Source organism: Stutzerimonas chloritidismutans (genome assembly GCF_051486945.1).
GTDB classification, from domain to species: Bacteria; Pseudomonadota; Gammaproteobacteria; order Pseudomonadales; family Pseudomonadaceae; genus Stutzerimonas; species Stutzerimonas chloritidismutans_B.
This window is the reverse complement of record NZ_JAHVDX010000004.1, coordinates 374,157-398,590: the sequence shown is the minus strand read 5'-3', so window position 1 is coordinate 398,590 and position 24,434 is coordinate 374,157. Positions and strand designations below refer to the sequence as shown.

25 protein-coding genes are annotated in these 24,434 nt (G+C 62.9%); 11 read left to right on the top strand and 14 right to left on the bottom strand.

The genetic code is table 11. From position 1 onward, the window contains the following. Positions 1-16 precede the first annotated feature (16 nt). The 4 genes from ftsY (at position 17) to rpoH (ending at position 3,962) form a co-directional block, all read left to right on the top strand. Positions 17-1,321 carry a signal recognition particle-docking protein FtsY gene (ftsY, locus tag KXR72_RS17240; RefSeq protein WP_437422318.1) on the top strand — a complete coding sequence of 435 codons (1,305 nt, stop codon included), beginning with the start codon at positions 17-19 and terminating at the stop codon, positions 1,319-1,321. Then, complete coding sequence (ftsE, locus tag KXR72_RS17235; RefSeq protein WP_437422317.1) at positions 1,318-1,989, top strand: cell division ATP-binding protein FtsE; 672 nt, start codon at positions 1,318-1,320, stop codon at positions 1,987-1,989. Before ftsY ends, ftsE begins: the two co-directional genes overlap by 4 nt. Beyond that, a complete protein-coding gene (gene ftsX, locus KXR72_RS17230; RefSeq protein WP_437422316.1) occupies positions 1,986-2,996 on the top strand; it encodes a permease-like cell division protein FtsX in 1,011 nt (336 codons plus the stop codon). The genes ftsE and ftsX overlap by 4 nt, the downstream gene beginning before the upstream one ends. Before the next feature lie 111 nt (positions 2,997-3,107). Then, entirely contained in the window at positions 3,108-3,962 is an 855-nt protein-coding gene (gene rpoH / locus KXR72_RS17225) for an RNA polymerase sigma factor RpoH (RefSeq protein WP_437422315.1), read from the top strand. 74 nt (positions 3,963-4,036) lie between these two features. Here the strand turns inward: rpoH and KXR72_RS17220 are convergent, their stop codons facing one another. Both KXR72_RS17220 and mtgA read right to left on the bottom strand, forming a co-directional pair. Then, a complete protein-coding gene (locus KXR72_RS17220; protein WP_437422314.1) occupies positions 4,037-6,598 on the bottom strand; it encodes a CHASE domain-containing protein in 2,562 nt (853 codons plus the stop codon). A gap of 157 nt (positions 6,599-6,755) precedes the next feature. Continuing rightward, positions 6,756-7,463 carry a monofunctional biosynthetic peptidoglycan transglycosylase gene (gene mtgA, locus KXR72_RS17215; RefSeq protein ID WP_437422313.1) on the bottom strand — a complete coding sequence of 236 codons (708 nt, stop codon included), beginning with the start codon at positions 7,461-7,463 and terminating at the stop codon, positions 6,756-6,758. A 69-nt stretch (positions 7,464-7,532) separates the two neighbouring features. Here mtgA and KXR72_RS17210 point away from each other — a divergent pair, with 69 nt between their 5' ends. The 5 genes from KXR72_RS17210 to KXR72_RS17190 all read left to right on the top strand — a co-directional run bounded on the left by KXR72_RS17210 (position 7,533) and on the right by KXR72_RS17190 (position 11,369). Further along, a complete protein-coding gene (locus KXR72_RS17210) occupies positions 7,533-7,907 on the top strand; it encodes a DUF423 domain-containing protein (RefSeq protein ID WP_437422312.1) in 375 nt (124 codons plus the stop codon). An 88-nt stretch (positions 7,908-7,995) separates the two neighbouring features. Continuing rightward, positions 7,996-8,196, top strand: coding sequence for a sulfur carrier protein ThiS (thiS, locus tag KXR72_RS17205; RefSeq protein ID WP_437422311.1), 201 nt, complete (start codon positions 7,996-7,998; stop codon positions 8,194-8,196). A gap of 78 nt (positions 8,197-8,274) precedes the next feature. Then, complete coding sequence (locus KXR72_RS17200; protein ID WP_437422310.1) at positions 8,275-9,069, top strand: thiazole synthase; 795 nt, start codon at positions 8,275-8,277, stop codon at positions 9,067-9,069. A 62-nt stretch (positions 9,070-9,131) separates the two neighbouring features. After that, on the top strand, positions 9,132-9,842 hold the full coding sequence (gene trmB, locus KXR72_RS17195; protein ID WP_437422309.1) for a tRNA (guanosine(46)-N7)-methyltransferase TrmB: 711 nt from the start codon (positions 9,132-9,134) through the stop codon (positions 9,840-9,842). Between the two features lie 192 nt (positions 9,843-10,034). Next, complete coding sequence (locus tag KXR72_RS17190; protein ID WP_437422308.1) at positions 10,035-11,369, top strand: DUF1329 domain-containing protein; 1,335 nt, start codon at positions 10,035-10,037, stop codon at positions 11,367-11,369. Between the two features lie 39 nt (positions 11,370-11,408). On the opposite strand, the gene KXR72_RS17185 is transcribed toward KXR72_RS17190, so the two are convergent. The 10 genes from KXR72_RS17185 to KXR72_RS17140 all read right to left on the bottom strand — a co-directional run bounded on the left by KXR72_RS17185 (position 11,409) and on the right by KXR72_RS17140 (position 20,008). Further along, positions 11,409-11,732: a DUF3392 domain-containing protein gene (locus KXR72_RS17185; protein WP_437422307.1), complete on the bottom strand. Its 324-nt coding sequence runs from the start codon at positions 11,730-11,732 to the stop codon at positions 11,409-11,411. A 10-nt stretch (positions 11,733-11,742) separates the two neighbouring features. Beyond that, on the bottom strand, positions 11,743-12,933 hold the full coding sequence (hemW, locus tag KXR72_RS17180) for a radical SAM family heme chaperone HemW (protein ID WP_437422306.1): 1,191 nt from the start codon (positions 12,931-12,933) through the stop codon (positions 11,743-11,745). Beyond that, positions 12,930-13,526, bottom strand: coding sequence for an RdgB/HAM1 family non-canonical purine NTP pyrophosphatase (gene rdgB, locus KXR72_RS17175; protein WP_437422305.1), 597 nt, complete (start codon positions 13,524-13,526; stop codon positions 12,930-12,932). Before rdgB ends, hemW begins: the two co-directional genes overlap by 4 nt. After that, on the bottom strand, positions 13,523-13,945 hold the full coding sequence (locus tag KXR72_RS17170) for a DUF4426 domain-containing protein (RefSeq protein WP_437422304.1): 423 nt from the start codon (positions 13,943-13,945) through the stop codon (positions 13,523-13,525). The genes rdgB and KXR72_RS17170 overlap by 4 nt, the downstream gene beginning before the upstream one ends. A gap of 24 nt (positions 13,946-13,969) precedes the next feature. Further along, positions 13,970-14,569: a methionine biosynthesis protein MetW gene (gene metW, locus KXR72_RS17165; RefSeq protein WP_437422303.1), complete on the bottom strand. Its 600-nt coding sequence runs from the start codon at positions 14,567-14,569 to the stop codon at positions 13,970-13,972. Positions 14,570-14,578: 9 nt separating this feature from the next. After that, positions 14,579-15,718, bottom strand: a complete 1,140-nt coding sequence (gene metX, locus KXR72_RS17160; protein WP_437422302.1) for a homoserine O-succinyltransferase MetX — start codon at positions 15,716-15,718, stop codon at positions 14,579-14,581. 80 nt (positions 15,719-15,798) lie between these two features. Then, positions 15,799-17,760 carry a dynamin family protein gene (locus KXR72_RS17155; protein WP_437422301.1) on the bottom strand — a complete coding sequence of 654 codons (1,962 nt, stop codon included), beginning with the start codon at positions 17,758-17,760 and terminating at the stop codon, positions 15,799-15,801. A 114-nt stretch (positions 17,761-17,874) separates the two neighbouring features. Further along, positions 17,875-18,465, bottom strand: a complete 591-nt coding sequence (locus KXR72_RS17150) for a YggT family protein (RefSeq protein ID WP_437422300.1) — start codon at positions 18,463-18,465, stop codon at positions 17,875-17,877. Between the two features lie 9 nt (positions 18,466-18,474). Continuing rightward, positions 18,475-19,302 carry a pyrroline-5-carboxylate reductase gene (proC, locus tag KXR72_RS17145; protein WP_437422299.1) on the bottom strand — a complete coding sequence of 276 codons (828 nt, stop codon included), beginning with the start codon at positions 19,300-19,302 and terminating at the stop codon, positions 18,475-18,477. A gap of 16 nt (positions 19,303-19,318) precedes the next feature. Beyond that, positions 19,319-20,008 (bottom strand): YggS family pyridoxal phosphate-dependent enzyme, encoded by a 690-nt coding sequence (locus tag KXR72_RS17140; protein ID WP_437422298.1) that lies wholly within the window; start codon positions 20,006-20,008, stop codon positions 19,319-19,321. Positions 20,009-20,074: 66 nt separating this feature from the next. Here KXR72_RS17140 and pilT point away from each other — a divergent pair, with 66 nt between their 5' ends. Then, a complete protein-coding gene (gene pilT / locus KXR72_RS17135; protein ID WP_437422297.1) occupies positions 20,075-21,109 on the top strand; it encodes a type IV pilus twitching motility protein PilT in 1,035 nt (344 codons plus the stop codon). A 77-nt stretch (positions 21,110-21,186) separates the two neighbouring features. After that, positions 21,187-22,332 (top strand): PilT/PilU family type 4a pilus ATPase, encoded by a 1,146-nt coding sequence (locus KXR72_RS17130; protein WP_437422296.1) that lies wholly within the window; start codon positions 21,187-21,189, stop codon positions 22,330-22,332. On the opposite strand, the gene KXR72_RS17125 is transcribed toward KXR72_RS17130, so the two are convergent. Next, on the bottom strand, positions 22,329-23,162 hold the full coding sequence (locus KXR72_RS17125) for a TIGR03915 family putative DNA repair protein (protein ID WP_437422295.1): 834 nt from the start codon (positions 23,160-23,162) through the stop codon (positions 22,329-22,331). The genes KXR72_RS17130 and KXR72_RS17125 overlap by 4 nt on opposite strands. Then, on the bottom strand, positions 23,162-24,373 hold the full coding sequence (locus KXR72_RS17120; protein WP_437422294.1) for a putative DNA modification/repair radical SAM protein: 1,212 nt from the start codon (positions 24,371-24,373) through the stop codon (positions 23,162-23,164). The genes KXR72_RS17125 and KXR72_RS17120 overlap by 1 nt, the downstream gene beginning before the upstream one ends. Positions 24,374-24,434: the final 61 nt, after the last annotated feature.

Here is a 24,434-nt window from a genome sequence, read left to right as displayed (position 1 = left end):
TGAGAAAATCTTCTCCATGTTTGGTTCCAACGACGATAAGAAGGCGCCAGCCGAGGCTGGCGAAAAGAAAGGCTTGTTCGGCTGGCTGCGCAAGAAGCCGCAGGCGCCTGCCTCCGAGCCGCCGCCAGCCGCCGAGCCGCTGGAAGAGAGCCAGCCGTTCGCCGATGAACCCGACGAGGCCGCCCGCGAAGAAGTCCGTGATCGTGAGGCGCCCATCGAAGCGTCGGCCGAGCCTGCGCCTGTGTCCGCGCTGCAGACCGAATCCGAACCGGCCCACGACATCGTCGTGCCCGAGACGATGCCGGAAGAGCCGGCGCTGGCTGAAGTCGCCATCGAGCCGCCGCCTGCCCCTGTCGCCGAGGCGCCTCCTCGGCTTGGCTTCTTTGCACGTCTCAAGCAAGGTTTGTCGAAAACCAGCGCCAGCATCGGCGAAGGTATGGCCAGCCTGTTCCTCGGCAAGAAGGCCATTGACGACGACCTGCTCGACGAGCTGGAAACGCGGCTGTTGACCGCCGATGTCGGTGTCGAGGCGACCACCGCGATCATGCAGAACCTCACGCGGCGCGTTTCGCGCAAGGAACTGGCTGACAGCGGGGCCCTGTACAAGGCACTGCAGGAGGAGCTCGCCGGCCTGCTGCGGCCGGTCGAGCAGCCGTTGCAGATCGATGCCAGCCGGACCCCGTTCGTGATCCTGGTGGTTGGCGTAAACGGCGTCGGAAAGACCACTACCATCGGCAAGCTGGCCAAGAAACTGCAGCTCGAGGGGAAGAAGGTCATGCTCGCGGCCGGTGACACCTTCCGCGCCGCGGCCGTGGAGCAGTTGCAGGTCTGGGGGGAGCGCAACAACATCGCCGTCGTGGCTCAGCACACTGGCGCGGACTCCGCTTCGGTGATCTTCGATGCGGTGCAGGCTGCGAAGGCGCGGGGCATCGATGTCCTGATCGCCGACACGGCTGGTCGTCTGCATACCAAGGACAACCTGATGGAAGAGCTGAAAAAGGTCCGCCGGGTCATGGGCAAGCTCGACGAGACGGCGCCGCACGAGGTGCTGCTGGTGCTCGATGCGGGCACGGGGCAAAACGCGATCAACCAGACCAAGCAGTTCAACCAGGCGGTCGAGCTCAGCGGATTGGTGCTCACCAAGCTCGACGGCACGGCCAAGGGCGGCGTGATCTTCGCGCTGGCCAAGCAGTTCGGCACGCCGATTCGCTATATCGGCGTGGGCGAGGGCATCGATGACCTGCGGACCTTCGAGGCGGACGCCTTTGTCGACGCACTGTTCGCCGAGAGGGGTGCGGGCGGGGGTGCAGCCTCGTCATGATCCGCTTCGAACAGGTCGGCAAGCGCTATCCCAACGGGCACACCGGTTTGCATGAGCTGTCCTTCCATGTGCAGCGCGGCGAATTTCTCTTCGTGACCGGCCATTCGGGCGCTGGCAAGAGCACGCTGCTGCGGCTGCTGCTGGCGATGGAGCGACCCACGAGCGGCAAGCTGCTCCTGGCCGGGCAGGATCTGTCGCGCATCAGCAGCGCCCAGATTCCTTTCCTGCGTCGGCAGATCGGCGTGGTCTTCCAGAACCATCAGCTGCTCTTCGACCGCACGGTGTTCGACAATGCCGCGCTGCCGTTGCAAATCCTCGGGCTGAGCAAGCGCGAGATCGGCCAGCGGGTAATGACGGCGCTCGAGCGAGTCAGCCTCAAGGACAAGGCGTTGCAGTACCCTTCGGATCTGTCCACCGGGCAGCAGCAGCGTGTCGGTATCGCCCGCGCGGTGGTGCACCGCCCGGCCCTGCTGCTGGCTGACGAGCCTACCGGTAACCTCGATCCTCGCCTGGCCGCGGAAATCATGGGTGTGTTCGAGGACATCAACCGCCTCGGCACGACCGTGCTGATCGCCAGCCACGACCTGGCGCTGATCGCACGCATGCGCCATCGCATGCTCACGCTGCAGCGCGGTCGTCTGATCGGTGACGGGGAGGCGACTCGATGAGTGCACAGAAACAAGGCTCGACCCCGGCCGAACGCGTCGGCGGCCTGCCCAACAAGCCCGAACAGCCCGTCAACGACGAACCGGACTTCAAGGCGCTGTTCCACGCCTGGCTGGAGAGCCATCGCGCCAGCGTCGTCGACAGTGTCGGGCGCCTGGTCAAGCAGCCGATCGGCAGTTTTTTCACCTGCCTCGTCATGGCTGTCGCGCTGAGCCTACCGATGGGCTTGGCGCTTCTGTTGGACAACGTCGAGCGGCTCGGCGGCTCCTGGCAGCGCGCCGCACAGATCTCGCTGTTCATGGAGCTGGACGTGGACACGTCCGGAGGGCAAGCGCAGCGTGAGCGGATACTCGAGATACCGGACGTTGCCGAGGCCGAATGGATCAGCCGCGAGCAGGCGCTCGAGGAGTTTCAGCAACTGTCCGGCCTGGGCGAAGCCCTGCGCGAACTGCCGGAGAATCCGCTGCCAGGTGTCATCCTGGTCACGCCTCGCGAAGTCGACCGGGATAACCTGGAAGCCCTGCGACAGCAGCTCGACGACCTGCCGGGCGTGGCCCAGGCGCAGCTCGACCTGCTCTGGGTCGAGCGGCTCGGGGCCATCCTCAGGCTGGGCGACCGCTTCGTCTTCGGACTAAGTCTGCTGCTTATCGCGACCTTGCTCCTGGTCATCGGTAACACCATTCGCTTGCACATCGAGAACCGCCGCACCGAGATCGAAGTGGTCAAGCTGGTTGGTGGTACGGATGGCTACGTGCGGCGCCCCTTCCTTTATATGGGCGCACTCTATGGCCTAGGGGCCGGGCTCATCGCCTGGGCGCTGCTCGCCTACGGATTGGGGTGGCTGAACGAGGCCGTGACCGGCCTGGCTGGGCTGTATGGCAGCGATTTCGGGCTGGCCGGGGTACCCGTCGAGGATGGCCTGTCGCTGGTGCTCGGTGCGTTGCTGCTGGGCTACATCGGAGCCTGGCTGGCGGTAGCGCGGCACCTCAGTGAGCTTGCGCCAAGGTGATAAGTTATTGTTTTTGTTCAGTTATTTAGATTGGTGTCGGAACTTTTCCACAGGCTTGAAGTCTGATTCGGCAATGCTAAACTGCTGCAGCTTCATTATTGGAGGAACTGCATGACGACTAATCTGCAACCTGTTCAAGCGCTGGTTCCGGGAGCCAATCTCGAAGCCTACGTGCAGACGGTAAACAGCATCCCGCTGCTTTCGGTCGAGCAGGAACGCGACCTGGCAGAGCGCCTGTTCTACAAGCAGGACCTCGAGGCCGCTCGCCAGATGGTGCTTGCTCACCTGCGATTCGTGGTGCATATCGCCCGCAGCTACTCGGGCTACGGTCTGGCGCAAGCTGACCTGATCCAGGAAGGCAACGTCGGCCTGATGAAGGCCGTCAAGCGCTTCAATCCGGAAATGGGCGTGCGGCTGGTGTCCTTCGCGGTCCACTGGATCAAGGCGGAAATCCACGAGTTCATCCTGCGCAACTGGCGCATCGTCAAAGTTGCGACCACCAAGGCGCAGCGCAAGCTGTTCTTCAATCTGCGCAGCCAGAAGAAGCGCCTGGCCTGGTTGAGCAACGACGAAGTCGAGCGAGTCGCCGACAGCCTGGGTGTCGAGGCACGTGAAGTGCGCGAGATGGAGAGCCGTCTGACCGGTCACGACATGGCCTTCGATCCGTCGGCCGACGCCGATGACGACAGCGCCTACCAGTCCCCGGCGCACTATCTGGAGGATCACCGCTACGATCCGGCCCGCCAGCTGGAAGATGCGGACTGGAGCGACAGCTCCAATTCCAATCTGCATGAAGCGATGGATGCCCTGGACGAGCGCAGCCGCGACATTCTTCAGCAGCGCTGGTTGAGTGATAACAAGGCCACGCTGCATGACCTGGCGGCCAAGTACGGCGTATCCGCCGAGCGGATCCGTCAGCTAGAAAAGAATGCGATGAACAAGCTGAAGGGGTCTATTCAGGCCTGATAGGCGAGGTAACTGACAAAGGCGCTGCAGACCCGCTCTGCAGCGCCTTTTTCTTTGCCGTTCGTTCAGTTCGCTTAGCGGGGCGGGCGTGTCTGTTCCAGGCTTTCGGTCAGGGTGATCAGCAGTTGGGCGGCACTGATCGGTTTATGCAGCCAGGTGACCTTGTCGTAGTCGGCCTCTCCATCGAAATGAGTGGCCGCGGACACCACGATGATCGGCAGGTCCCGCGTCTGCGGGTTGGCTCGGACGTCCTCGATTAGCTCGCGCCCGCTGCCGTCTGGCAGGTGTAGGTCAAGGGTCATCGCTTCGTAGCGGGCCTCGGCCAGCTTGTTGCGAGCCGCATGCAGGCTCTGAGCGCGATCGACCGCATAGCCCGCGTCGCGCAACATCAGGTGTAGCAGGCGGCCGGTGTCGGGTTCGTCCTCCACGACCAGCAAGCGCAGTTGCCCCTGATCGGGACCGGTCGTGCTGGTCTCGATGATCGGCAGTTCGCACCAGAACGTCGTGCCGTGTCCCACCTGGGTGTCGAAACCGACACGGCCACCCATGCGCTCGATGAATTCCTTGGTGATCGCCAAGCCCAGCCCGGTGCCGCCTTTTTGCCTGCTGTCAGATGCGTCGGCCTGTGCGAATTTCTCGAAGATGCGGTTCTGAAAGCCTTCGGGTATTCCGGGCCCCTGGTCAGTGACATTGATGCGCACCTGACCGCCTTCCGTCTGGCTGCAGTGCAGGGTTACTTGGCCGCCCTCAGGGGTGTACTTGATGGCGTTGGATAAGAAATTGCTGAGCACCTGCTGCAGGCGCAGGCCGTCGACCCATACGCGCAGATCCGGGGCGTCATCCAGTACGCAGTCGACACCCAGATGCGTAGCGAACGCCTGGTTGCTGGCCAGTGCCTCTTCCAGCAAGCGGCGCAGGGAATGCTCGCGCATGTCGAAGGTCATCTTGCCGGCGGCGATCTTTTCCATGTCCAGCAAGTCGTTGATTAGATGGCCCAGGCGCAAGCTGTTGCGGTGGGCGATGTCGAGCATCTGTAGCATCGGTGGCGGCACCTCACCCATGGCGCCGCCCGTGACGAGGCCCAGCGCACCGCTGATCGACGTCAGCGGCGTACGCAATTCATGGCTCACGGTGGAGACGAACTCGTCCTTCATCTGCTCGATGCGCTTGTGCTCGGTCAGGTCCATGCTGGTGCCGCTGATGCGCAGTGCCTGGCCGTCCTGGTTGCGCTGGATATAGCCGCGCACCAACACCGGAAGGGCATGGCCGGCCTTGTGCTGGAAGCGCAATTCAGTGGTGAAGTGGTCGACGTCGGACAGCATCGTCTGCGCCAGCTGTGCCCTGGCGCGTGGCAGGTCTTCCGGCACCATGACCCGCTCCCAGAGTTTGAGGTCAGCCTGCAGTTCGCCGGGGCGGTAGCCCAACATGTGCCAGGCGCGAGGCGAGGCGTAGAAGGTTCCTGCCGCGAGGTGGAGGTCCCAGACGCCGTCATTGCTGCCTTTGAGCGCCAGGCTCAGGCGCTCCTCGCTCAGCTGCAGGGCACGCCGGTTTTCGCGAATGTGGTCGGTCATCTCGCGGGCTAGGGCCTCGGCGCGGCTACGACCGAGGGCCAGCGAAGATGTCAGGAAAAAGAGCAAAAGGCTCAGGCCAAGGCAACCGCCCAGCACCAGGGCATCATTGGAGTGATAGAAGGCCTCGAATTCGGGAAGGCTCTCGATGTGCAAGGTCCAGGTCTGGCCATACAGGTCGAGTTGCACGACCTTCTGGTACTCAGCGGGTTGCGCCCCGGTCCGGTCGAGACTGGCGAAGATCAGCTGATCGGGCGTTTTGTTGGTCCCGGCGTAGATCTGCAGGCTGAGATTGGTGTCGGCGGCGCCCAGGATGCCGTACATCAGGTCGTCCATCCGGTAGGGGCTGTAGACGAACCCGCGCAGCGCTTGCAGGCGCGCCTCGGCGGTGTCGGCCGAAACGCCTCGCTGGTAGATCGGCACGTACATCAGCACGCCGGCCTGGACCTTGCCATGGGTTTCCTGGCGCAGTGTGACCTTGCCGGTCAGCCGCGGCCGGCCAGTTTCGGCGGCCCTGCGCATGGCTTGCTGGCGGACCGGCTCGGAGAACATGTCATAGCCGAAGGCAGCGAGATTTCGCGCGCGAAACGGCTCAAGGTACACGACCGGTGTATGCAGCGTGGCCCCGGTGTGAATTGGATGGACCTGGTAGTCCGGGTAACCCTCGGCCTTTACCTGTCGCTCATGCTCGGCAAGCTCCTGGGGGCGGACCGCTTGGGCGAACCCCACGCCCTGGATACCCGGATAGTGCTCGGCCAGGCTCAGGCGTTCGTTGTAGGTACGCCATTGGGCGCGGGTCACTTCGTCGGTGGCGTCGAACAGGCCGGCCGCGCCGAGCAGGATCTGCTCATGGTCGATCAGCCGCTTGCCGATGGCCTCGCTGGTCTTCTCCACCAAGAAATCGAACTGCCGCTCGGCCGCGCGTTCTTCATCGAGCTGCAAGTGATTGAAGATCATCAGTTGAACCAGCAGGGTCACGCCCAGCACCACCCAGGCGATGCTGTTACGCCACTGGAAGAACTGGCGCACCTTGCCGAGGGTGCGGGCGTCGCTTGCGGTTTCGCTCATGGGTCGCTGTCGTGCCTCGGTGGCGAATGCTGAGAAGCTCTGCGCGGAGCCATTGAGCTAATGGACGGTCGGAACCGCCGCCACGTTCATCTGGGCCCGAGCTTACCCGTCGGGATGGCGAACTGCCATAGCGCTCCGTCAGGCCGCGCCAGGCGGTTCAGAACGCCCCTGGCCTGAGCGAGTTGAGGTAGTGGCTGCCGCCCAACTGGTTGACCTGGCGGCGGATCCAGGCCGCGCGGCTACGTACGTGCGGGCCGGGCCTACCGGCATTCCACTCGCGTGGATTGGGCAGGACCGCGGCCAACTGGCTGGATTGTTGCGCGGACAGATAGGGCGCGCCCACATCAAAGTGATGCCGGGCGGCCGCTTCCGCGCCGAAGATCCCGTTGCCCCATTCGACACTGTTCAGATAGACCTCGAGGATGCGCTGTTTTGGCCAGAGCAGCTCGATCAGCCCGGTGAACCAGGCTTCCAACCCTTTGCGGACCCAACTGCGGCCGGACCAGAGAAACAGGTTCTTGGCCACCTGCTGGCTGAGCGTGCTGGCCCCACGCAGCGAGCCGCCGCGCTCGTTGTGCGCGAAGGCGGCGCGGATGGCATCGATGTCGAAGCCCCAATGCGTGGCGAACTTCTGGTCCTCGGCAGCCACAACGGACATCTTCAGGTGGTCCGGCAGCTCCTTCCAGGGGCGCCAGGTGCGTTGCAGGTCGATGCTGTCCCCGCTGGCCAAGGACTCGATCTTGCGTTCGATCATCAGCGCAGTGAATGGCGGCGGCACCCAGCGCAGCACCAGCACCAGCAGTACCGAAAGGGCGATCAGCCATAGCAGCAGTTTGGTCAGGCGGCGCATCAGGGCTCGAAGCATGGGTCGTGGTCGCGGCCGGAAAGAGCCGGCATTATAACGGCCTCGAAAGGTCAGACTGGAAACCCGCCCATGATTCGTCTGTTCATTCTCTTCGCTGGCGTGTTCGGCCTGACCGGCGTCGCCCTCGGCGCCTTTGCCGCTCACGGTCTCAAAAACCGCTTAACGCCCGAGATGCTGACCGTATTCCAGACCGGTGTGCAGTATCAGATCTACCACGCCCTGGCACTGCTGGCCGTGGCGCTGTTCTCGCTGCACATGCCCGGACGCCTGTTGAACGCCGTGGGTGGGCTGTTCGTGCTCGGTGTGTTGTTGTTTTCCGGCAGCCTGTATCTGCTCACCCTGACCGGCGTCAGCAAGCTGGGCATCATTACGCCGATCGGCGGCGCGGCTTTTCTGGCTGGCTGGCTGTGCCTGCTACTCAGTGCCTGGAATATGCGTGCCTGAAGGCGGGACGAATGGCCGCGCGCATCGCCTTGGTGGCCTGGGTCGATCGGGCTAGAATGCGGGCCCCTTTGCAATGGTGGCTATCACTATGCTCATCGAGTTGAACGGCGAGCGCCATGAGCTTCCTGACGGCCAATCGGTCGCCGACCTGTTGCAACGCCTGGACCTGGTCGGGCGGCGCTTGGCGGTCGAACTGAACCGCGACATCGTTCCGCGCAGCCAGCACGCCGCTACGCTGTTGGCCGAAGGCGATAAGGTCGAGATCGTCCACGCCATCGGCGGCGGCTAACGGGCTGACCCTTTTCGATCCCGGTGCGCCCGTGACGCGTGCCTTTTTCACCGCATCACGCCTGAACAGGAGGGCACCATGAGCCCAGTTCCCCAAGACAAACCCTTCACGCTGGCCGGTCGCACCTATCAGTCGCGGCTGCTGGTCGGTACTGGCAAGTACAAGGACCTCGACGAAACGCGCGCGGCCATCGAGGCCTCGGGTGCCGAGATCGTCACCGTGGCCGTGCGCCGAACCAACATCGGCCAGAATCCGGGCGAGCCGAACCTGCTCGACGTCATCTCGCCTGAGCGCTACACCATCTTGCCGAACACGGCTGGTTGCTATGACGCCGAGGACGCGGTGCGCACCTGCCGCCTGGCGCGCGAGCTGCTCGACGGGCACAAACTGGTCAAGCTCGAAGTGCTGGCTGACCAGAAGACCTTGTTCCCCAACGTCATCGAGACACTCAAGGCCGCCGAGGTATTGGTCAAGGAAGGCTTCGACGTCATGGTGTACACCAGCGACGACCCAATCATCGCGCGCCAACTTGCCGACATGGGTTGCATTGCCGTGATGCCGCTGGCTGGCCTGATCGGCACCGGACTGGGCATCTGCAATCCCTACAACCTTCGCATCATTCTCGAAGAGGCGAAGGTTCCGGTGCTGGTCGATGCCGGCGTCGGTACCGCCTCGGACGCAACCATCGCCATGGAGCTGGGCTGCGAGGCGGTACTCATGAACAGCGCCATCGCCCATGCTCAACAACCTGTGCTGATGGCGCAGGCCATGAAGCACGCGATCGAGGCGGGGCGCCTGGCCTATCTGGCCGGCCGCATGCCGAAGAAGCTCTACGCCAGCGCGTCCTCGCCCATGGACGGCCTGATTCGCTGAGCCCCACCCTCCGCCTGCGCCATTCGAGCGCGGGCGGTACAGCATCCTGCAGGTTTCACTCGATGATCGATACTTCCCCACCGGCCGATGGCCAGCGACGCATGCGCACCATCAAGAGCTTCGTGATGCGTGCCGGTCGCATGACCGAAGGCCAGCAACGCGGCCTCGACCAGGGTTGGCCACGCTTCGGCCTCGAACTGGCCGATGGTCTGCGAGACTTCGACGAGGTTTTCGGCCGCACCGCGCCGCGTACTTTCGAAATTGGCTTCGGTATGGGCCATTCGACGCTGGAAATGGCAGCCGCGGCGCCCGAGCAGGACTTCATCGGCGTCGAGGTACATACGCCGGGCGTCGGTGCGCTGTTAAACGGACTTGTGTCACAAAACCTAAATAATGTCCGTGTCTACAGTTGCGATGCCCTTGAAGTGCTGCGTGAATGCGTCCCCGATGCGAGCCTGGATCGGGTTCTGCTGTTCTTCCCCGATCCATGGCACAAGAGTCGCCACCACAAGCGGCGTATCGTCCAGCCGGCGTTTGCCGAGCTGGTCCGGCAGAAGCTCAAGGTCGGCGGCGTCCTGCACATGGCGACCGACTGGGAACCCTATGCCGAACACATGCTCGACGTCATGAACGTCGCGCCTGGCTATCGCAATCTGGCTGCCGATGGGCACTGTGTCGAGCGCCCCGCGGAGCGACCAGTGACCAAGTTCGAACGCCGCGGCGAGCGTCTGGGGCATGGCGTATGGGACATCAAGTTCGAGCGCATCGACTGAAGCGACACACTACAAACGGGCGCCAACCAGGCGCCCGATAGAGCCGCACGAAGCGGCCCAGGGACGACACCACACACGACGGCTCGCCAGGATGGCAACCTTCCGGCACACAACTACAACGATGACGCGCCCTGCCTCCTGGCGGGACGGTGACCTGCAGCCTGCCAATCCAGCTGCAAAGGAGCGATACAGATGTTCAGAAAACTCGGAGTTCTGCTGTTGGCGGTATGCGCCAGCCAAGCCCAGGCCAAGGTCAATGAAAGCGAGGCCGCGCGCCTCGGTCAGGATCTGACGCCGCTCGGCGGCGAGCGCGCCGGTAACGCGGCCGGGACCATTCCGGCCTGGACCGGCGGGGTACAGCCGCCGGAAGGCTACAGCGCCGGCATGCATCACCCTGATCCCTTCGCCGATGACGCCATGCTTTATCGTGTCGACAACAGCAACGTCGCCGAATACGCCGCACTGCTGCCCGAGGGCCTTCGCGCCCTGGTCGAGCGTAACTCCGACTTCTACCTGCGCGTCTTCCCGTCGCGTCGCAGTGCCGCGAACCCTCAGCGCATCTACGACGCAACCCGGCAGAATGCAGTCGATGCCGAGCTGATCGCCAACGGCAACGGTATCCGTGGCGCCTCGGCGGGCATTCCGTTCCCCATCCCGCAAGACGGCATGGAAGTGATCTGGAACCATGTCCTGCACTACAAGGGCGACCAGACCCATTTCGTCAACAACCAAGCCGTGGTGATCAACGGCAACCCCACGTATATCCGCCGCGACCGACACATCTACTACGTCTACAACCGCGATGGCATCACCCAGGCTGACCTGGACAACACCTCGCTGTACTACAAGTACCGCGTCACCGCACCGGCCAAGCTCTCCGGCACCTCGCTGGTCGTGCAGGATCCACTCGATCAGGTGCTGGCCGTGCGCAAAGCATGGCGCTATAGCCCGTCGGACCGTCGTGTCCGCCGCCTGCCATCGCTGGCCTACGACTCGCTACAGCCCGATACCAGCGGCCTGGCGACCGCCGACGTGGTCGACTCCTTCAATGGCGCGCCGGATCGCTACGAGTGGACGCTGGTGGCCAAGCGCGAAATGCTGGTGCCGTACAACAGCTATGCCATTCATCAGAAGGGCATTCCGTATGAAGACATCGTCCGCGCTCGCACCTTGAATCCGGAACTGCTGCGCTATGAGCTGCACCGTGTCTGGGTCGTCGACGCCACCCTGCGTAAAGGCTTCGATCATCCCTACGACAAGCGTCGCTTCTACATTGACGAAGACAGCTGGTCGATCCTGGCGGTGGACCTGTACGACGAGAACGGCGAGCTGATCGGCCTGCAGGAAAGCCATCCAATCAGCTATTACGAGGTGCCGATGTTCAACAGCACCGTCGAGACGCTGTACCACCTCAAGGACGGTAACTACTTCGTCGACGGGTTGGATAACAACGAGCAAATGTATGACTTTGATGTTCGGCTGAGCCCGCGGGATTTCTCCCCGGCTGCGTTGAGGCGTGGTAACTGACGTCCGATGAGAACCGCCCGGCAGGGCGGTTTGTTTGCCTCAGTTCCGGTCGGCGACAACACCGATGATGAACAGCACCAGCAGGAGCACCGGTGCGAGCGTGTAGTTGTTGAACTGCGCCAGGCCTTTGGCCAGCCACGGCGTGAGATAAATGATGCCAAGGCCATAGACCAAGGCGCAGAAGACTACGAACGCCAGGGTGCGCAGGATGAAATTCAGCCCGCCGATGTTCTTTTGCACCCAAGCGTTGAGTGCCGGTCCGAACAGGACGAACAGGGTCGCCATGATTGCCAGCGAGATGTCGAACAGGTGGCTTCGGCTCCAACGCGACAGGGTGGCGATGAGGTCGAGTACGAGATCCATGCGGAGGTCCTTAGGGCAGGAATAGCTGCAGCAGGTCGTTGAGAAAAAGCTGGCCTTTAGGCGTGGCGACCAACCGTTGCGGATCGCGCTCCAGCAGGCCGCGGGCTTCGGCTTCGCGCCGCCCGGCGGCCAGTGTTTCGATCGCCAGTCCGGTGCGCTGAGTGAACAGTGTCGCGGGTACGCCGTCGGTGAGGCGCAGCACATTCATCAGAAATTCGAAGGGCAGCTCACCATCGTCCAAGGTTCGGTCGCCGGCACAGAAGGCTGTGGCGGGATCGAGATAGTCTGCGGGGCGCCGGGTTTTCCAGTTGCGACGAATGGCGCCGCCCGCGATTGTGGCCTTGCCGTGGGCGCCGGCGCCGAGGCCGAGAAAATCGCCAAAAGTCCAATAATTCAGGTTGTGTCGCGCCTGGCGGCCCGGCTGTGCATGCGCAGAGGTTTCGTACTGGCGATAGCCGTGCGCGGCGAGCAACGCCTGGCCAGCCTCCTGGATGTCCCAAAGCGTTTCGTCTTCTGGCAGCTTTGGTGGACGGGTCCAGAACTCGGTGTTCGGTTCGACCGTCAGTTGATACCAAGACAGATGCGTCGGTTGTTGCGCGATGGCGGTCTGCAAGTCGTGCAGCGCGTCGTCCAGGGTCTGCCCAGGCAAGCCGTGCATGAGGTCCAGGTTGAAGTTGTCGAAGCCCGCCGCTCGTGCCATGCCCGCGGCGCGGATCGCCTCCTCGCCGTCATGGATGCGGCCAAGCGCTTCCAGCTTGTCCGCTTGAAAACTCTGCACGCCGATCGACAAGCGGTTTATGCCGAGCTGTCGGTAATCGCGAAACTTGGCTTGCTCAAAGGTGCCGGGATTGGCTTCGAGCGTGATCTCGATGTCATCGACGAAACCCACTCGCTGATCGAGCGCGTCAAGTATGCGACCCAAGGCCCTAGCCGAAAACAGGCTCGGCGTACCGCCGCCGAAGAACACCGAGGTCACTTGGCGGCCCTGTACGAGTTCGGTATCCCGCTTGAGGTCGTTAATCAGCGCCTCGACATATTCGTCTTCGGGCAGCCGAGGTCCGGCGGCATGGGAGTTGAAGTCGCAGTAGGGACACTTGCGAACGCACCAGGGGATATGGACGTAAGCGGCCAGGGGAGGCAGCTCGAGGCTATCCGTACATCTGCTGTTAGCGTCCGGCTGCCCATTGCCAGCCTGGCTCATGCGAGCCCCAGCCTCGCCCTCAGTTGCGCCATGGCGCGTGCACGGTGGCTGAGGCGGTTTTTGTCGGCGGGGAGCATTTCGGCGCTGGCGCAGTTTTGTTCGGGCACCCAGAACAGTGGGTCGTAGCCGAAGCCGTGCTCACCACGCGGCGCCTGCAGAATGCGCCCATGCCAAAGGCCTTCGCAGATGATCGGCAGCGGGTCGTTGGCATGCCGGACCAGAGCCAGCGCGCAGACGAACTGGGCGCCGCGCTCGGCGTCCGGGACGTCGCGCAGCGCCTCGAGCAGTTTGGCATTGTTGGCAGCGTCACCCTGGCCATCGGCGTAGCGCGCCGAGTAGATGCCCGGTGCGCCGCCGAGATAGTCGACCGCCAGGCCCGAATCGTCGGCAAGTGCCGGCAGCCCGGAAACGCGCGCAGCATTGCGCGCCTTGAGGATGGCGTTCTCGATGAACGAAAGGCCGGTTTCTTCGGGTTCCACATCGCTGAATTCGCCGACCGACCGCACGCGGACAGCGTCGCCCAGCATGGCCTGTAGTTCCTTCAGCTTGCCGGCGTTGTGGCTGGCCAGCACCAATTCGTCGAAGGTCATCATTCGTCCGGAAAGAATTCTTGAGTGAAGTCGAAATTGATCGGGGCGCTACCGGATGGCAGCACGTTTAGGTTGAATCGCAGTGTTTCGCGAGATTCGAACGGGAACTGCGCCAGATAATAGATCGCAGCGTCACCCTCTTTGTGTTGCTTGAAGGTCAGTGGGTAATCCTTTCCGAGCAGGTCCTTGACGCTACCGCTGACCTGCGCGGCGACCGGCTGGCCTGACTTGAGTACCGAGACATTGACCACGCCCTGGGCACGGCTGCGCACCAGGCCGGCCGCGGCGGCTATCTCAGGCTGCAGGAAGCTGGAATTGAAGGCGATGTAATGCACCTCATGCTCGCCGACGCTGTGCTTGCGTTCGGCCAAGGCGGGTAGGGCAAATATCAGGGCAAGAAGAACGATCAGGCTGCGTGTCACGATGAATCCTCCTTTGGGTAACGGTCAGCGGCCCTGGCCGGTTAGCCGGTAGATACCGATTTCGCCGATCAGGTTTGGCCAGATGCGACTGGCCAGGCCGTGCTTGTGATGGCGATCCACGGCCAGGCGCTCGAGCACTCGGGCGCCGAGCTCGTGGCTCAGCCGCTCGAAGTCCTCGAAGGTGCAGAAGTGGATGTTCGGCGTGTTGTACCACGTGTACGGCAGAAACTCCGAAACCGGCATGCGGCCCTTGCTGGCGAGGTACCAGCGGCAGCGCCAGTGGCCGAAATTCGGAAAGGTGATGATGCACTCGCGGCCGACGCGTAGCATTTCGCGCAGCAATTCGTGCGGGTAGTGAACGGCCTGCAGTGCCTGGGTCATGACGACCATATCGAAGCTGTTGCTGGCGAAGTTTCCAAGGCCCTTGTCCAGGTCCTGCTCGATGACGTTGACGCCCTTGTCGATGCAGGCTGCGATGTTGTCAGGGTCGATTTCCAGGCCATAGCCGCTGACCTTTTTATTCTGCTGCAGCCAAGCCAGCAGGTCGCCTTTGCCGCAGCCGAGGTCGAGTACCCGGCTGCCCTCTGGTATCCAGTCTTGGATGATGTCCAGGTCGGCGCGCATGTTGGTTCCTTATACGGCGATGCGGTTCATGTATCCGCGGAAGGCCTGCAGATAGCGAGGGATGGGGATTAGGAAGGCATCGTGACCCTGGGGCGCGTCGATTTCCAGGTAGGAAACGTTCTTGCGGGCAGCCATCAGTGCATCGACTATTTCCCGTGAGCGTTCCGGCGAGAAACGCCAGTCGGTGGTGAACGACATGATGCAGAAGTCCGACTGTGCTACCGATAGCGCACGGGCAAGGTCGTCGTAGTGCGCTGCTGCCGGGTCGAAGTAATCCAGCGCCTTGGTCATCAACAGGTAGGTATTGGCGTCGAAGCGGGTGGAGAATTCCTCGCCCTGGTAACGCAGGTAGCTTTCGACCTGGAACTCGACACTGTTGAAGTCGTAGTTGAGCTTCTCGCTCTTCAAGCCGCGGCCGAACTTGGTTCCCATGGCGTCGTCGGACAGGTAGGTAATGTGGCCGACCATCCGCGCCAGCATCAGGCCGCGCTTTGGGATCACGCCCTGTTCCTGGAAATGCCCGCCGTGGAACTCCGGGTCGGAAAGGATCGCCTGGCGCGCCACTTCGTTGAAGGCGATGTTCTGTGCCGACAGCTTCGGCGCCGAGGCAATGGCCACACAATTGCGCACCCGCTCCGGGTAGCTCATTGTCCATTGCAGGGCCTGCATGCCACCGAGGCTGCCACCGACCACCGCTGCCCATTGATCGATGCCAAGCACATCGGCCAGACGCGCTTGGCTGTTTACCCAATCCTCGACCGTGACCACCGGAAAATCAGCACCGTAAGGGTTGCCGGTAAGGGGGTTGAGGCTGCAGGGGCCGGTGGAGCCGTTGCAGCCGCCAAGGTTGTTCAGGCTGACGACAAAGAAGCGGTTGGTGTCGATGGCCTTGCCGGGGCCGATGCAGCTGTCCCACCAGCCTGGTTTGCGGTCCTCGGCGTCATGGTAGCCGGCGGCGTGGTGGTGCCCGGAGAGCGCGTGGCAGATCAGCACGGCGTTGCTGCGCGCTGCGTTCAACTGGCCATAGGTTTCGTAGATGAGCTGGTAGTCGTGCAGCGTGCGGCCGCAGGCCAGTGCCAGCGGTTCGGAAAAATGCTCGATCTTCGGACGTACCAGGCCAACGGAATCGGCTGGAATAGCTATGGGCATCGACCCTGGCTCGTAGTGGGACAAGGCGGCAGAGTCTAATGCCAAGCGCGCGTCAATTCACGCCCAATCGCAGCCCTGGATCAGCCGACGCTGGCCGCACCGATGGCGACGACCTTGCCTTGCCGGCGAATCGGTGCCGGGCGCCTGAGAATGCGCAGGATGTCCCCGGCTTGGGTCAGTTGCTGTTCGAGTTCGACGCTGTAGCGGGTCAGTAGTCGACCACGCTGGCTGCTTTGCTGGCTGTCTTGCGCCAGACTCTTGAGGCGCAGCATGTGGGCTTCGAGTTGCTGCTTGTGTTCCAGCGAGTGCTGCATCAAGGGCAGCAGGGCCTCTGCGGCCCAGTGCTCGGCCTCCTGCCGCAGGCGCTGGTGCATGGCAACCACTTCTTGCACGAGCGTGGCAAAAAAGCGCCGGGTCAGGGTGCCCTGCTCGGTGAGCAATGTCTTGAGCTGCAGGCGGAACTGATCCGCCTTGCCCTGAAGGGCCTTGAGTTCCAATTGGTAGGGTGCGAGCCGAAACAGCGGGGCGTCCGCGCCGTGCAGCGGGTTTTCCTCGTTGTGCCGACGATAGATGGCCGCGACCATCTTGTTGGCCAGGGCGGCCTCCTGCTCAAGCGCGCCCAGGTCCTGTTCCACCGAGCGGAAGAAATGCAGGATGCTGAGGTTGATGCCGAGCGTGGTCAGGCTGCCAGTCAGGCTGCGACGCAGGCGGGTCAGGTGCTCGTCCAGCCGCTCCGCGCGGATCGTTGAGCGCAAGAGCTCGCCCTGGCGCTGCAACAGGCGCTGGTTGGTCTTGAGCTGCAGCAGGCGCTTGTGGTGTTGGTTGTGATCGTGCCGGGTGCGAGCGGTCAGCTCCAGCAGCATCTGGCCGTTGTCTTGGCGGTGATTGTCCAGCAGCTCGCATTGCTCGCGTACCTTGCTCAGCCGCTGCGTCAGGATCTGCTGGCTGCCTTGCAGCAAGGCGATGACCTGGCGAACCACCTGCTGCTCCAGCAGATGCTCCTTCTGGGCGAGGATGCGCTCACACAGCAATTGCTCGAGAGCGACCAGCCGGCTGCGCTCGAGTAGGGCGTTGTCGCCGCGGATCTTGCCTAGCAAGGCTTGTTTTGCCGACAGCGGCAGCACGCCCTCGACGGGCAAGCCCAGCTGTTTGGCGGTGCTGGCCTGCATGCGGTCGATTGCTGCCTGCACGAAGCTATCGCCGGCGACGTCGTCCCATAACACGTCGATCTTGTTGAGCACGGCGAACAACCGATTGCGGTTGCCGTCGTCGAGTTGACGGATGTGTTGCTGCCATATCTCCATGTCGCTGGCCGTCACGCCAGCATCGGCCGAGAGCAGGAAAATCACTGCCTGGGCGCTAGGCAGCATCGACAGGGTCAGCTCTGGTTCGCTGCCTAGGGCGTTCAGCCCCGGGGTGTCCAGTACGCGCAGACCTTGGCGCAAAAGCGGGTGGTCAAAATTGACCAGGGCATGGCGCCACGCGGGCACCAGTACCTCGCCCTCGACGCTGGAAGCCTCCAGCGTGTCGGCTTGGAAGCCGAGTTTCAGCGCTTGGTCGGCCGTGACCGATTTGGTCGAGGCCACCTGGGCGAAGGCCTCCACCATTCGCTGCGGGTCGTCGGCATGCAGGGGTAGGTTCAGCCAGGCCTGAGGGGTGCGCTTGTACTGCGCGATGCTGGACTCCTCCAGGCGTGACTCGATCGGCAGCAGGCGAATATAGGATTGAGCGGCGCGCGGGTCGAAGAAGAGTTCCGTCGGGCACATGGTGGTACGCCCGGCGCGCGAGGGCAGGATGCGTTGGCCGTATTCAGAAAAGAACAAGCTGTTGATCAGCTCGGTCTTGCCGCGTGAGAACTCGCCGACGAAGGCCAGGGTGATGTGATCGGTCCGCAGCAACTTCAGCGCCCGGTCGAGCCGGGAATCGACGGCCTCTGAATTGAGCCGATTGTGCGTCAGCCAGCTGCGATAGCGGGTGATTTCCCGAATGAGGTCGCGCTTCCAGGAGACATAGGCGTCCACTTGCCGGTCGAGTCGTTCCATGAGGGGGTCCTGAAAGGCATGATCGGGCGATTATCCCAGTCGCCGGGATGCCGTCAATCGCATGGCTGTGATCTACCGCCCAAAGGCCTGATGAAGCGAATGGGCGGTCGCCGGTCAGATCAGCGCGCGCAAGATATTGGGCATATGGGTGCTTACCGCCAGATTGTTGATTACCAGCATGTCCAGCAGCTTGATCGCAAGAAGCGCGAAGATCGGTGAAATATCCAGCCCACCCAGGTTTGGCAACAGGCGCCGGAAGGGTGCTAGTGCCGGCTCGCAAACCTGGCTTACCAGCTGAGCGCCCGGGTTGTGGCTGCCTGGCGCGACCCACGACAGGATTACGCTGATGATGAGTGCATAGAAGAAGATATTAAGGAACAGGCCGGTCACGCCAATGATGGCCCATACCAGCAGCTGTAGTACGTTGCCGATGGTGCCGTAGGCGATCATCAGCACGGCTGCCATCAGCAGCATCTGCACGATAACTGCCAGCACCAGCGATGAGAGGTCGAGGCCGCCGACGCTTGGAATGACGCGCCGCAGCGGCTTCAGCAGCGGGTGCGTGGCGCGGACGATGAACTGGCTCAGCGGGTTGTAAAAATCAGCCCGAACCAGCTGCAGGATGAACCGCAGCAGTACGATCAGCAGATAGAGGCTGCCGAGCGTTTGAACGATCAGGATCAGGGCTTGCGAGAGTTGCGACATGAATGCTCCTTATTGGCCCAGTTGTTCGGCGAGTTCAGCCGAGCGTTTGGCGGCGGCGCCCAGCGCCTGCTGTACCAGCTGCTCGAAGCCCCCCGCCTGAAAGGCTTTGATTGCCGCTTCGGTGGTTCCGTTCGGTGAGGTGACTCGGCGTCTCAATTCAGCGGCCTCGACGTTGCTATCGCAAGCCATGCGTGCAGCCCCCAGTGCGGTCTGCAGTGTCAGTTGTGCCGCGGTATCACGAGGTAGGCCCAGACGTTCGCCGGCGGCCGTCATGGCCTCGATCAAGAGGAAGAAGTAGGCCGGGCCACTGCCGGACACCGCGGTGACGGCATCAATCATGCCCTCATGATCCAGCCAAAGGGCGACGCCCACCGCACTGAGCAGCTGCTCGGCCTGTTGCCGTTGCCTGTCGTTGACCTGAGTGTTGGCAAAGAGCCCGCTGACGCCCTGGCGCAGCAGCGACGGGGTATTGGGCATGCAGCGCACGATGGCACGAGGGGGCTGTTCGCCGAGCCAAGCTTGCAGGCTGGCGCACGTGATGCCCGCGGCGATCGAGACGATCAGTTGGTTGGCACGCAGCGATCCGGCCAGGGCTCGGCAGACCTCCTGCATCACCTGTGGCTTGACTGCCAGCACCACCACATCGGCCTGATCGATCGCCGCCGCGTTGTCCGCGAAGGTGGCGATGCCGTATTCGCCCGCCAGTGCCTTGCGCTTGTCTTCGCCGGGGTCACTAGCGGAAAGGGCCTCGGCAGGAGTGCCCTGGGCGCGCAGTCCACCAATCAGACTGGCCGCCATGTTGCCGCCGCCGATGAAGGCGATACGGGATGTGGTCATGCGTGGTTTCCTTTATTCATGCGGGGGTGCTGTAGTCGCGAGCACCGAACAGGGCAGTGCCGATACGGACCCAGGTGGCGCCTTCGGCGATGGCGGCCTCCAGATCCTGGCTCATGCCCATCGAGAGGCTGTCGAGATCAAGCGCGAGGTTGGCTTGCAGGCTGCGCAGGCGGGCGAAAGCGGCATGTTGCTCGGCCGGGTCGTCGGTCGGCGCCGGAATGGTCATCAGGCCGCGGAGACGCAGGTGCGGCAGTTCGGCGATGCGGCTGGCCAGTTCCGCCACTTCGTGCGGCTCACAGCCCGACTTGCTGGCCTCTCCGCTGACGTTGACCTGCAGGCAGACATTGAGCGGCGGTTTGTCCGCAGGGCGCTGGTCGGACAGGCGCTGGGCGACTTTCAGGCGGTCAACCGAATGCACCCAGTCGAAGTGCTCGGCGATCGATTTGGTCTTGTTCGACTGGATGGGCCCAATGAAATGCCAGGCCAGCGGCAAATCGCCCAGCACGGCCTGTTTCTCCAAGGCTTCCTGCAAATAGTTCTCACCAAAATCGCGAAGCCCTGCGGCATGCGCCTGGCGAATCGCCTCGGCGGGTTGGGTCTTGCTGACCGCCAACAGGTGCACCTCGTCAGGATTGCGAGCCACAGCTTGCGCCGCCTCACGGATGCGCGCTGCGACCTTTGCAATATTGTTCGCTATCGTGGACATTACCTGCGCCCGCCAGCCTAGGGTCTGCGCGGCATTCTACCTGCTTGCTTGTAATTGGGGAGTCCCATGGATATCACAGAGCTGCTGGCCTTCAGTGCCAAGCAGGGTGCGTCGGATTTGCACCTGTCTTCCGGCCTTCCGCCGATGATCCGCGTCGATGGCGACGTCCGCCGGATCAACCTCCCCGCGATGGACCACAAGCAGGTACACGCGCTGATCTACGACATCATGAACGACAAGCAGCGCAAGGATTTCGAAGAATTCCTTGAGACCGACTTTTCGTTCGAGGTGCCCGGCGTGGCCCGCTTCCGGGTCAACGCCTTCAACCAGAACCGCGGCGCCGGTGCGGTGTTCCGGACCATTCCTTCCAAGGTGCTGACCATGGAAGACCTGAACATGGGCGAGGTTTTCCGCAAGATTACCGACGTGCCGCGCGGGCTGGTGCTGGTAACCGGGCCGACCGGTTCGGGCAAATCGACCACCTTGGCTGCGATGCTCGACTATCTGAACAACACCAAGTACCACCATATCCTCACCATCGAGGACCCGATCGAATTCGTCCACGAGTCCAAGAAGTGCTTGGTCAACCAGCGTGAAGTGCACCGTGACACGTTGGGCTTCTCCGAAGCCCTGCGCTCGGCCCTGCGTGAAGACCCGGACATCATCCTCGTGGGCGAGATGCGTGACCTTGAAACCATCCGCCTGGCGCTGACTGCCGCGGAAACCGGGCACCTGGTCTTTGGCACCCTACACACCACCTCCGCCGCCAAGACGATCGACCGCGTAGTCGACGTGTTCCCGGCCGAGGAGAAATCCATGGTGCGCTCGATGCTCTCCGAATCCCTGCAGGCAGTCATTTCCCAGACGCTGCTGAAGAAGGTCGGGGGCGGCCGAGTGGCAGCGCACGAGATCATGATCGGGACCCCGGCGATCCGGAACCTGATTCGCGAAGACAAGGTGGCGCAAATGTATTCCGCCATCCAGACCGGCGGCTCGCTGGGCATGCAGACGCTGGACTCATGCCTCAAGGGCTTGCTGGCCAAAGGCGTGATCTCGCGCGACAGCGCCCGGGAAAAGGCCAAGCAGCCGGAAAACTTCTGACCCTGGCGCGCCAGCGTTGTGGGCTGGCACGCCGATTTGCCTGAACGCGGTTTCGCCCGACGAATACGAGAACGACGATGGAATTCGAGAAACTGTTGCGCCTGATGGTGGAAAAGGGTGGCTCCGACCTCTTCATTACAGCGGGCGTGCCGCCGTCGATGAAGGTCAATGGCAAGATCCTGCCCGTCAACAAGACGCCCATGTCGCCGGAGATGACGCGCGAAACCGTGCATGCCGTGATGAACGAGCAGCAGCGGCGCGAGTTCGCTGAAAACCACGAATGCAACTTCGCCATCAGTGCGCGCGGCATCGGTCGTTTCCGCGTCAGTGCCTTCTATCAACGCAACCTGGCGGGCATGGTGCTTCGGCGTATCGAAACCAACATTCCTACCATTGAAGACCTCAAGCTGCCCGAGGTGCTGAAAAAGCTGGCGATGACCAAGCGCGGCCTGGTGCTCTTCGTCGGCGCGACCGGTACCGGCAAGTCGACGTCCCTCGCGGCGATGATTGGCTACCGCAACAAGAACTCCAGCGGGCACATCATTTCCATCGAGGACCCGATCGAGTTCATCCATCAGCACCAGAGCTGCATCGTGACTCAGCGCGAGGTCGGCATCGACACCGATTCGTTCGACGTGGCCCTGAAGAACACCCTGCGCCAGGCACCGGATGTAATTCTGATCGGCGAGGTGCGGACTCGCGAAACCATGGACTACGCCGTCGCGTTCGCCGAAACCGGGCACCTCTGCCTGGCCACGCTGCACGCCAACAACGCCAACCAGGCGCTGGATCGCATCATCAACTTCTTCCCCGCCGACCGGCAGCAGCAGGTCTGGATGGATCTGTCGTTGAACCTCAAGGCTATCGTCGCCCAGCAGTTGATCCCGACGCCCGACGGCAAGGGGCGTCGCGCGGTCATCGAAGTGCTGATCAACACGCCACTGGCCGCCGACCTCATCCGCAAAGGCGAGGTACATGAACTCAAGAGTCTGATGAAGCGCTCTACCGACCTGGGCATGCAGACCTTCGATCAGGCGCTCTACAACCTCTACGTGCAGGGCGAGATCACCTACGAAGATGCCTTGGCCCACGCCGACTCTTCAAACGACCTGCGCCTGATGATCAAGCTCGGCTCAGAGACGGATGGCGAGCACCTGACCAGCGTGTCCCAAGGGCTCACGCTCGAAGTCAGCGACGACGATCCGGGCCGCAGCTTCCGCTAATCGTTTTCCTTCCGCGCCTGCCCGATGCGCTTGCCGGCTTTGCTGGCGACGCGCTCGGCCTGGCCGTCACGCTGCGCCCCGGCCCTTGCGCGGCTCATCAGTTGGGGTATCAATTCGCCTTCGGGAAGATGCTTCCAGAACCGCACCGGCAGGTTGCTTTCCATCACGCTGCGGTTGAGGCGGGCGGGGTTGAAGGTGCTCTCATAATAGGTTTTCCACATTGCGCCGCCCGGGTCGGACGCGCCTTGCGCGAGCGCACGCCAGGAGGGCGGGCAGGGGCGGTTGTAGTGCAGCTGCGCGCCGTCCCAGCACACACCATCCTCCGGGCTCGCGATCAGCCAGGTGAGGCGGCCCATGCGATGGGTGAAATGCTCCGCTGCCCAGGGCAAGACATCATGCGCAGGTTCGAACCACGCCACATGCTCAGGCCCGTCCGGCTCCTCGCGTGGCATGAACCTTAGGAATGCATGCAAGTGGTGTGCTTCGCGGCGCACCGCTTTGATACGAGCGTGCAGCTCACTGCCATCGACGTCGCCAACGAGCCGCCCAGCAGCGTCGCCCTGCGCGACGCGCCATAGCACTCGGTAGAGCAGTGCCCAGCGGTCGTGCATGCGAAAGCACGCCGCCATTTCGAGTTCGGCCAGTAGGGACTTAGGGATGCGAATACCTTGGCCGGACGTCGCCAGCGGCGGCGGAGGTGTCTCAAAGAGTCCGGGCGAGGAGTCGCTCGTCGCCCAACTCACCTCATGAGGCTCTATCGCGCTATGCAACAGCGCCCGTGCGCAGCGGCGCCAATCCTCGAAGCTGCCATCGAACCGTGCGGTGAACATCACCAGAGCGCCATCTGCGCGGGCGCGTCGCGCAAATGTTGGCGTAGGGCTGCGGATTCCTGGCCGGCCAGGCGTGGCCGGTAATCCTGGGTGATGACGAAGGGCTTGGCCTTTTCCAAGGCGCAGCGCAGGCGGGTCAGATCCTCGAAGCGGATGCGCTTCTGCCGGCGCAGGTCGACCAACCGTCTGGCGCTAAGCATGCCGATCCCGGGGACGCGGGCGATCATCTGCTCCTCCGCGCGGTTCAGGTCCACCGGGAACTGCTCGCGGTGTGCCAGCGCCCAGGCGAGCTTGGGGTCAATATCGAGTGCGAGGTTGCCGGGCCCGCTGAACAGTTCGCCGGCAGTGAAGCCATAGCCCCGCATGAGGAAGTCCGCTTGGTAAAGGCGATGCTCCCGGAGCAGCGGCGGAGGCTCGGCCGGAACGCTGGAGGGGCTGTGCGGGATCGGGCTGAACGCCGAGTAGTAGACCCGTTTCAGCCGGTAGCTGCCATAGAGCGACTGCGCAGTGCCGAGGATGGTGCTGTCGTCGGTATCGTCCGCACCGACAATCATCTGCGTGCTCTGCCCGGCTGGCGTGAACCGGGGGGCGCGGCGCTCGCTCGAGGCCTCGGTTTCGCCCTGGTGAATCCGCTGCATTGTCTGGCGAATGCTTGCGACCTGCTTCTCCGGGGCCAGGCGGATGAGGCTGGTCTCGGTCGGCAATTCGATATTCACGCTGAGTCGATCGGCATAGCGCCCGGCTTCGGCGACCAGCAGCGGATCGGCGTCGGGGATCGTCTTGAGGTGGATGTATCCACGGAACTCGTGCTCTTCGCGTAGCAGCTTGGCGACGCGCACCAGTTGCTCCATGGTGTAATCCGCCGAGCGGATGATCCCGGAACTGAGAAACAGGCCGCTGATGCAATTGCGACGGTAAAAGTCCATCGTCAGAGCGACCACCTCTTCCGGCGTAAAGCGTGCACGGGGCACGTCGCTGGAGCGGCGGTTGACGCAATATTGGCAGTCGTAGAGACAGAAGTTAGTCAGCAAGATCTTCAGCAGCGACACGCAGCGGCCATCTGGCGTGAAGCTGTGGCAGATGCCCATGCCATTCGTGGCGCCTAACCCGTCCTTGCCCTTGGAACTGCGCTTTGGCGCGCCGCTGCTGGCGCAAGAGACATCATATTTGGCGGCATCAGCCAGAACGCTGAGTTTTTCGATCAGTTGCATGCTGAAGGCCTTTGATACTGTTTGGATGTACAGTATCACCATTGCGCGGTTCGGCAATGCC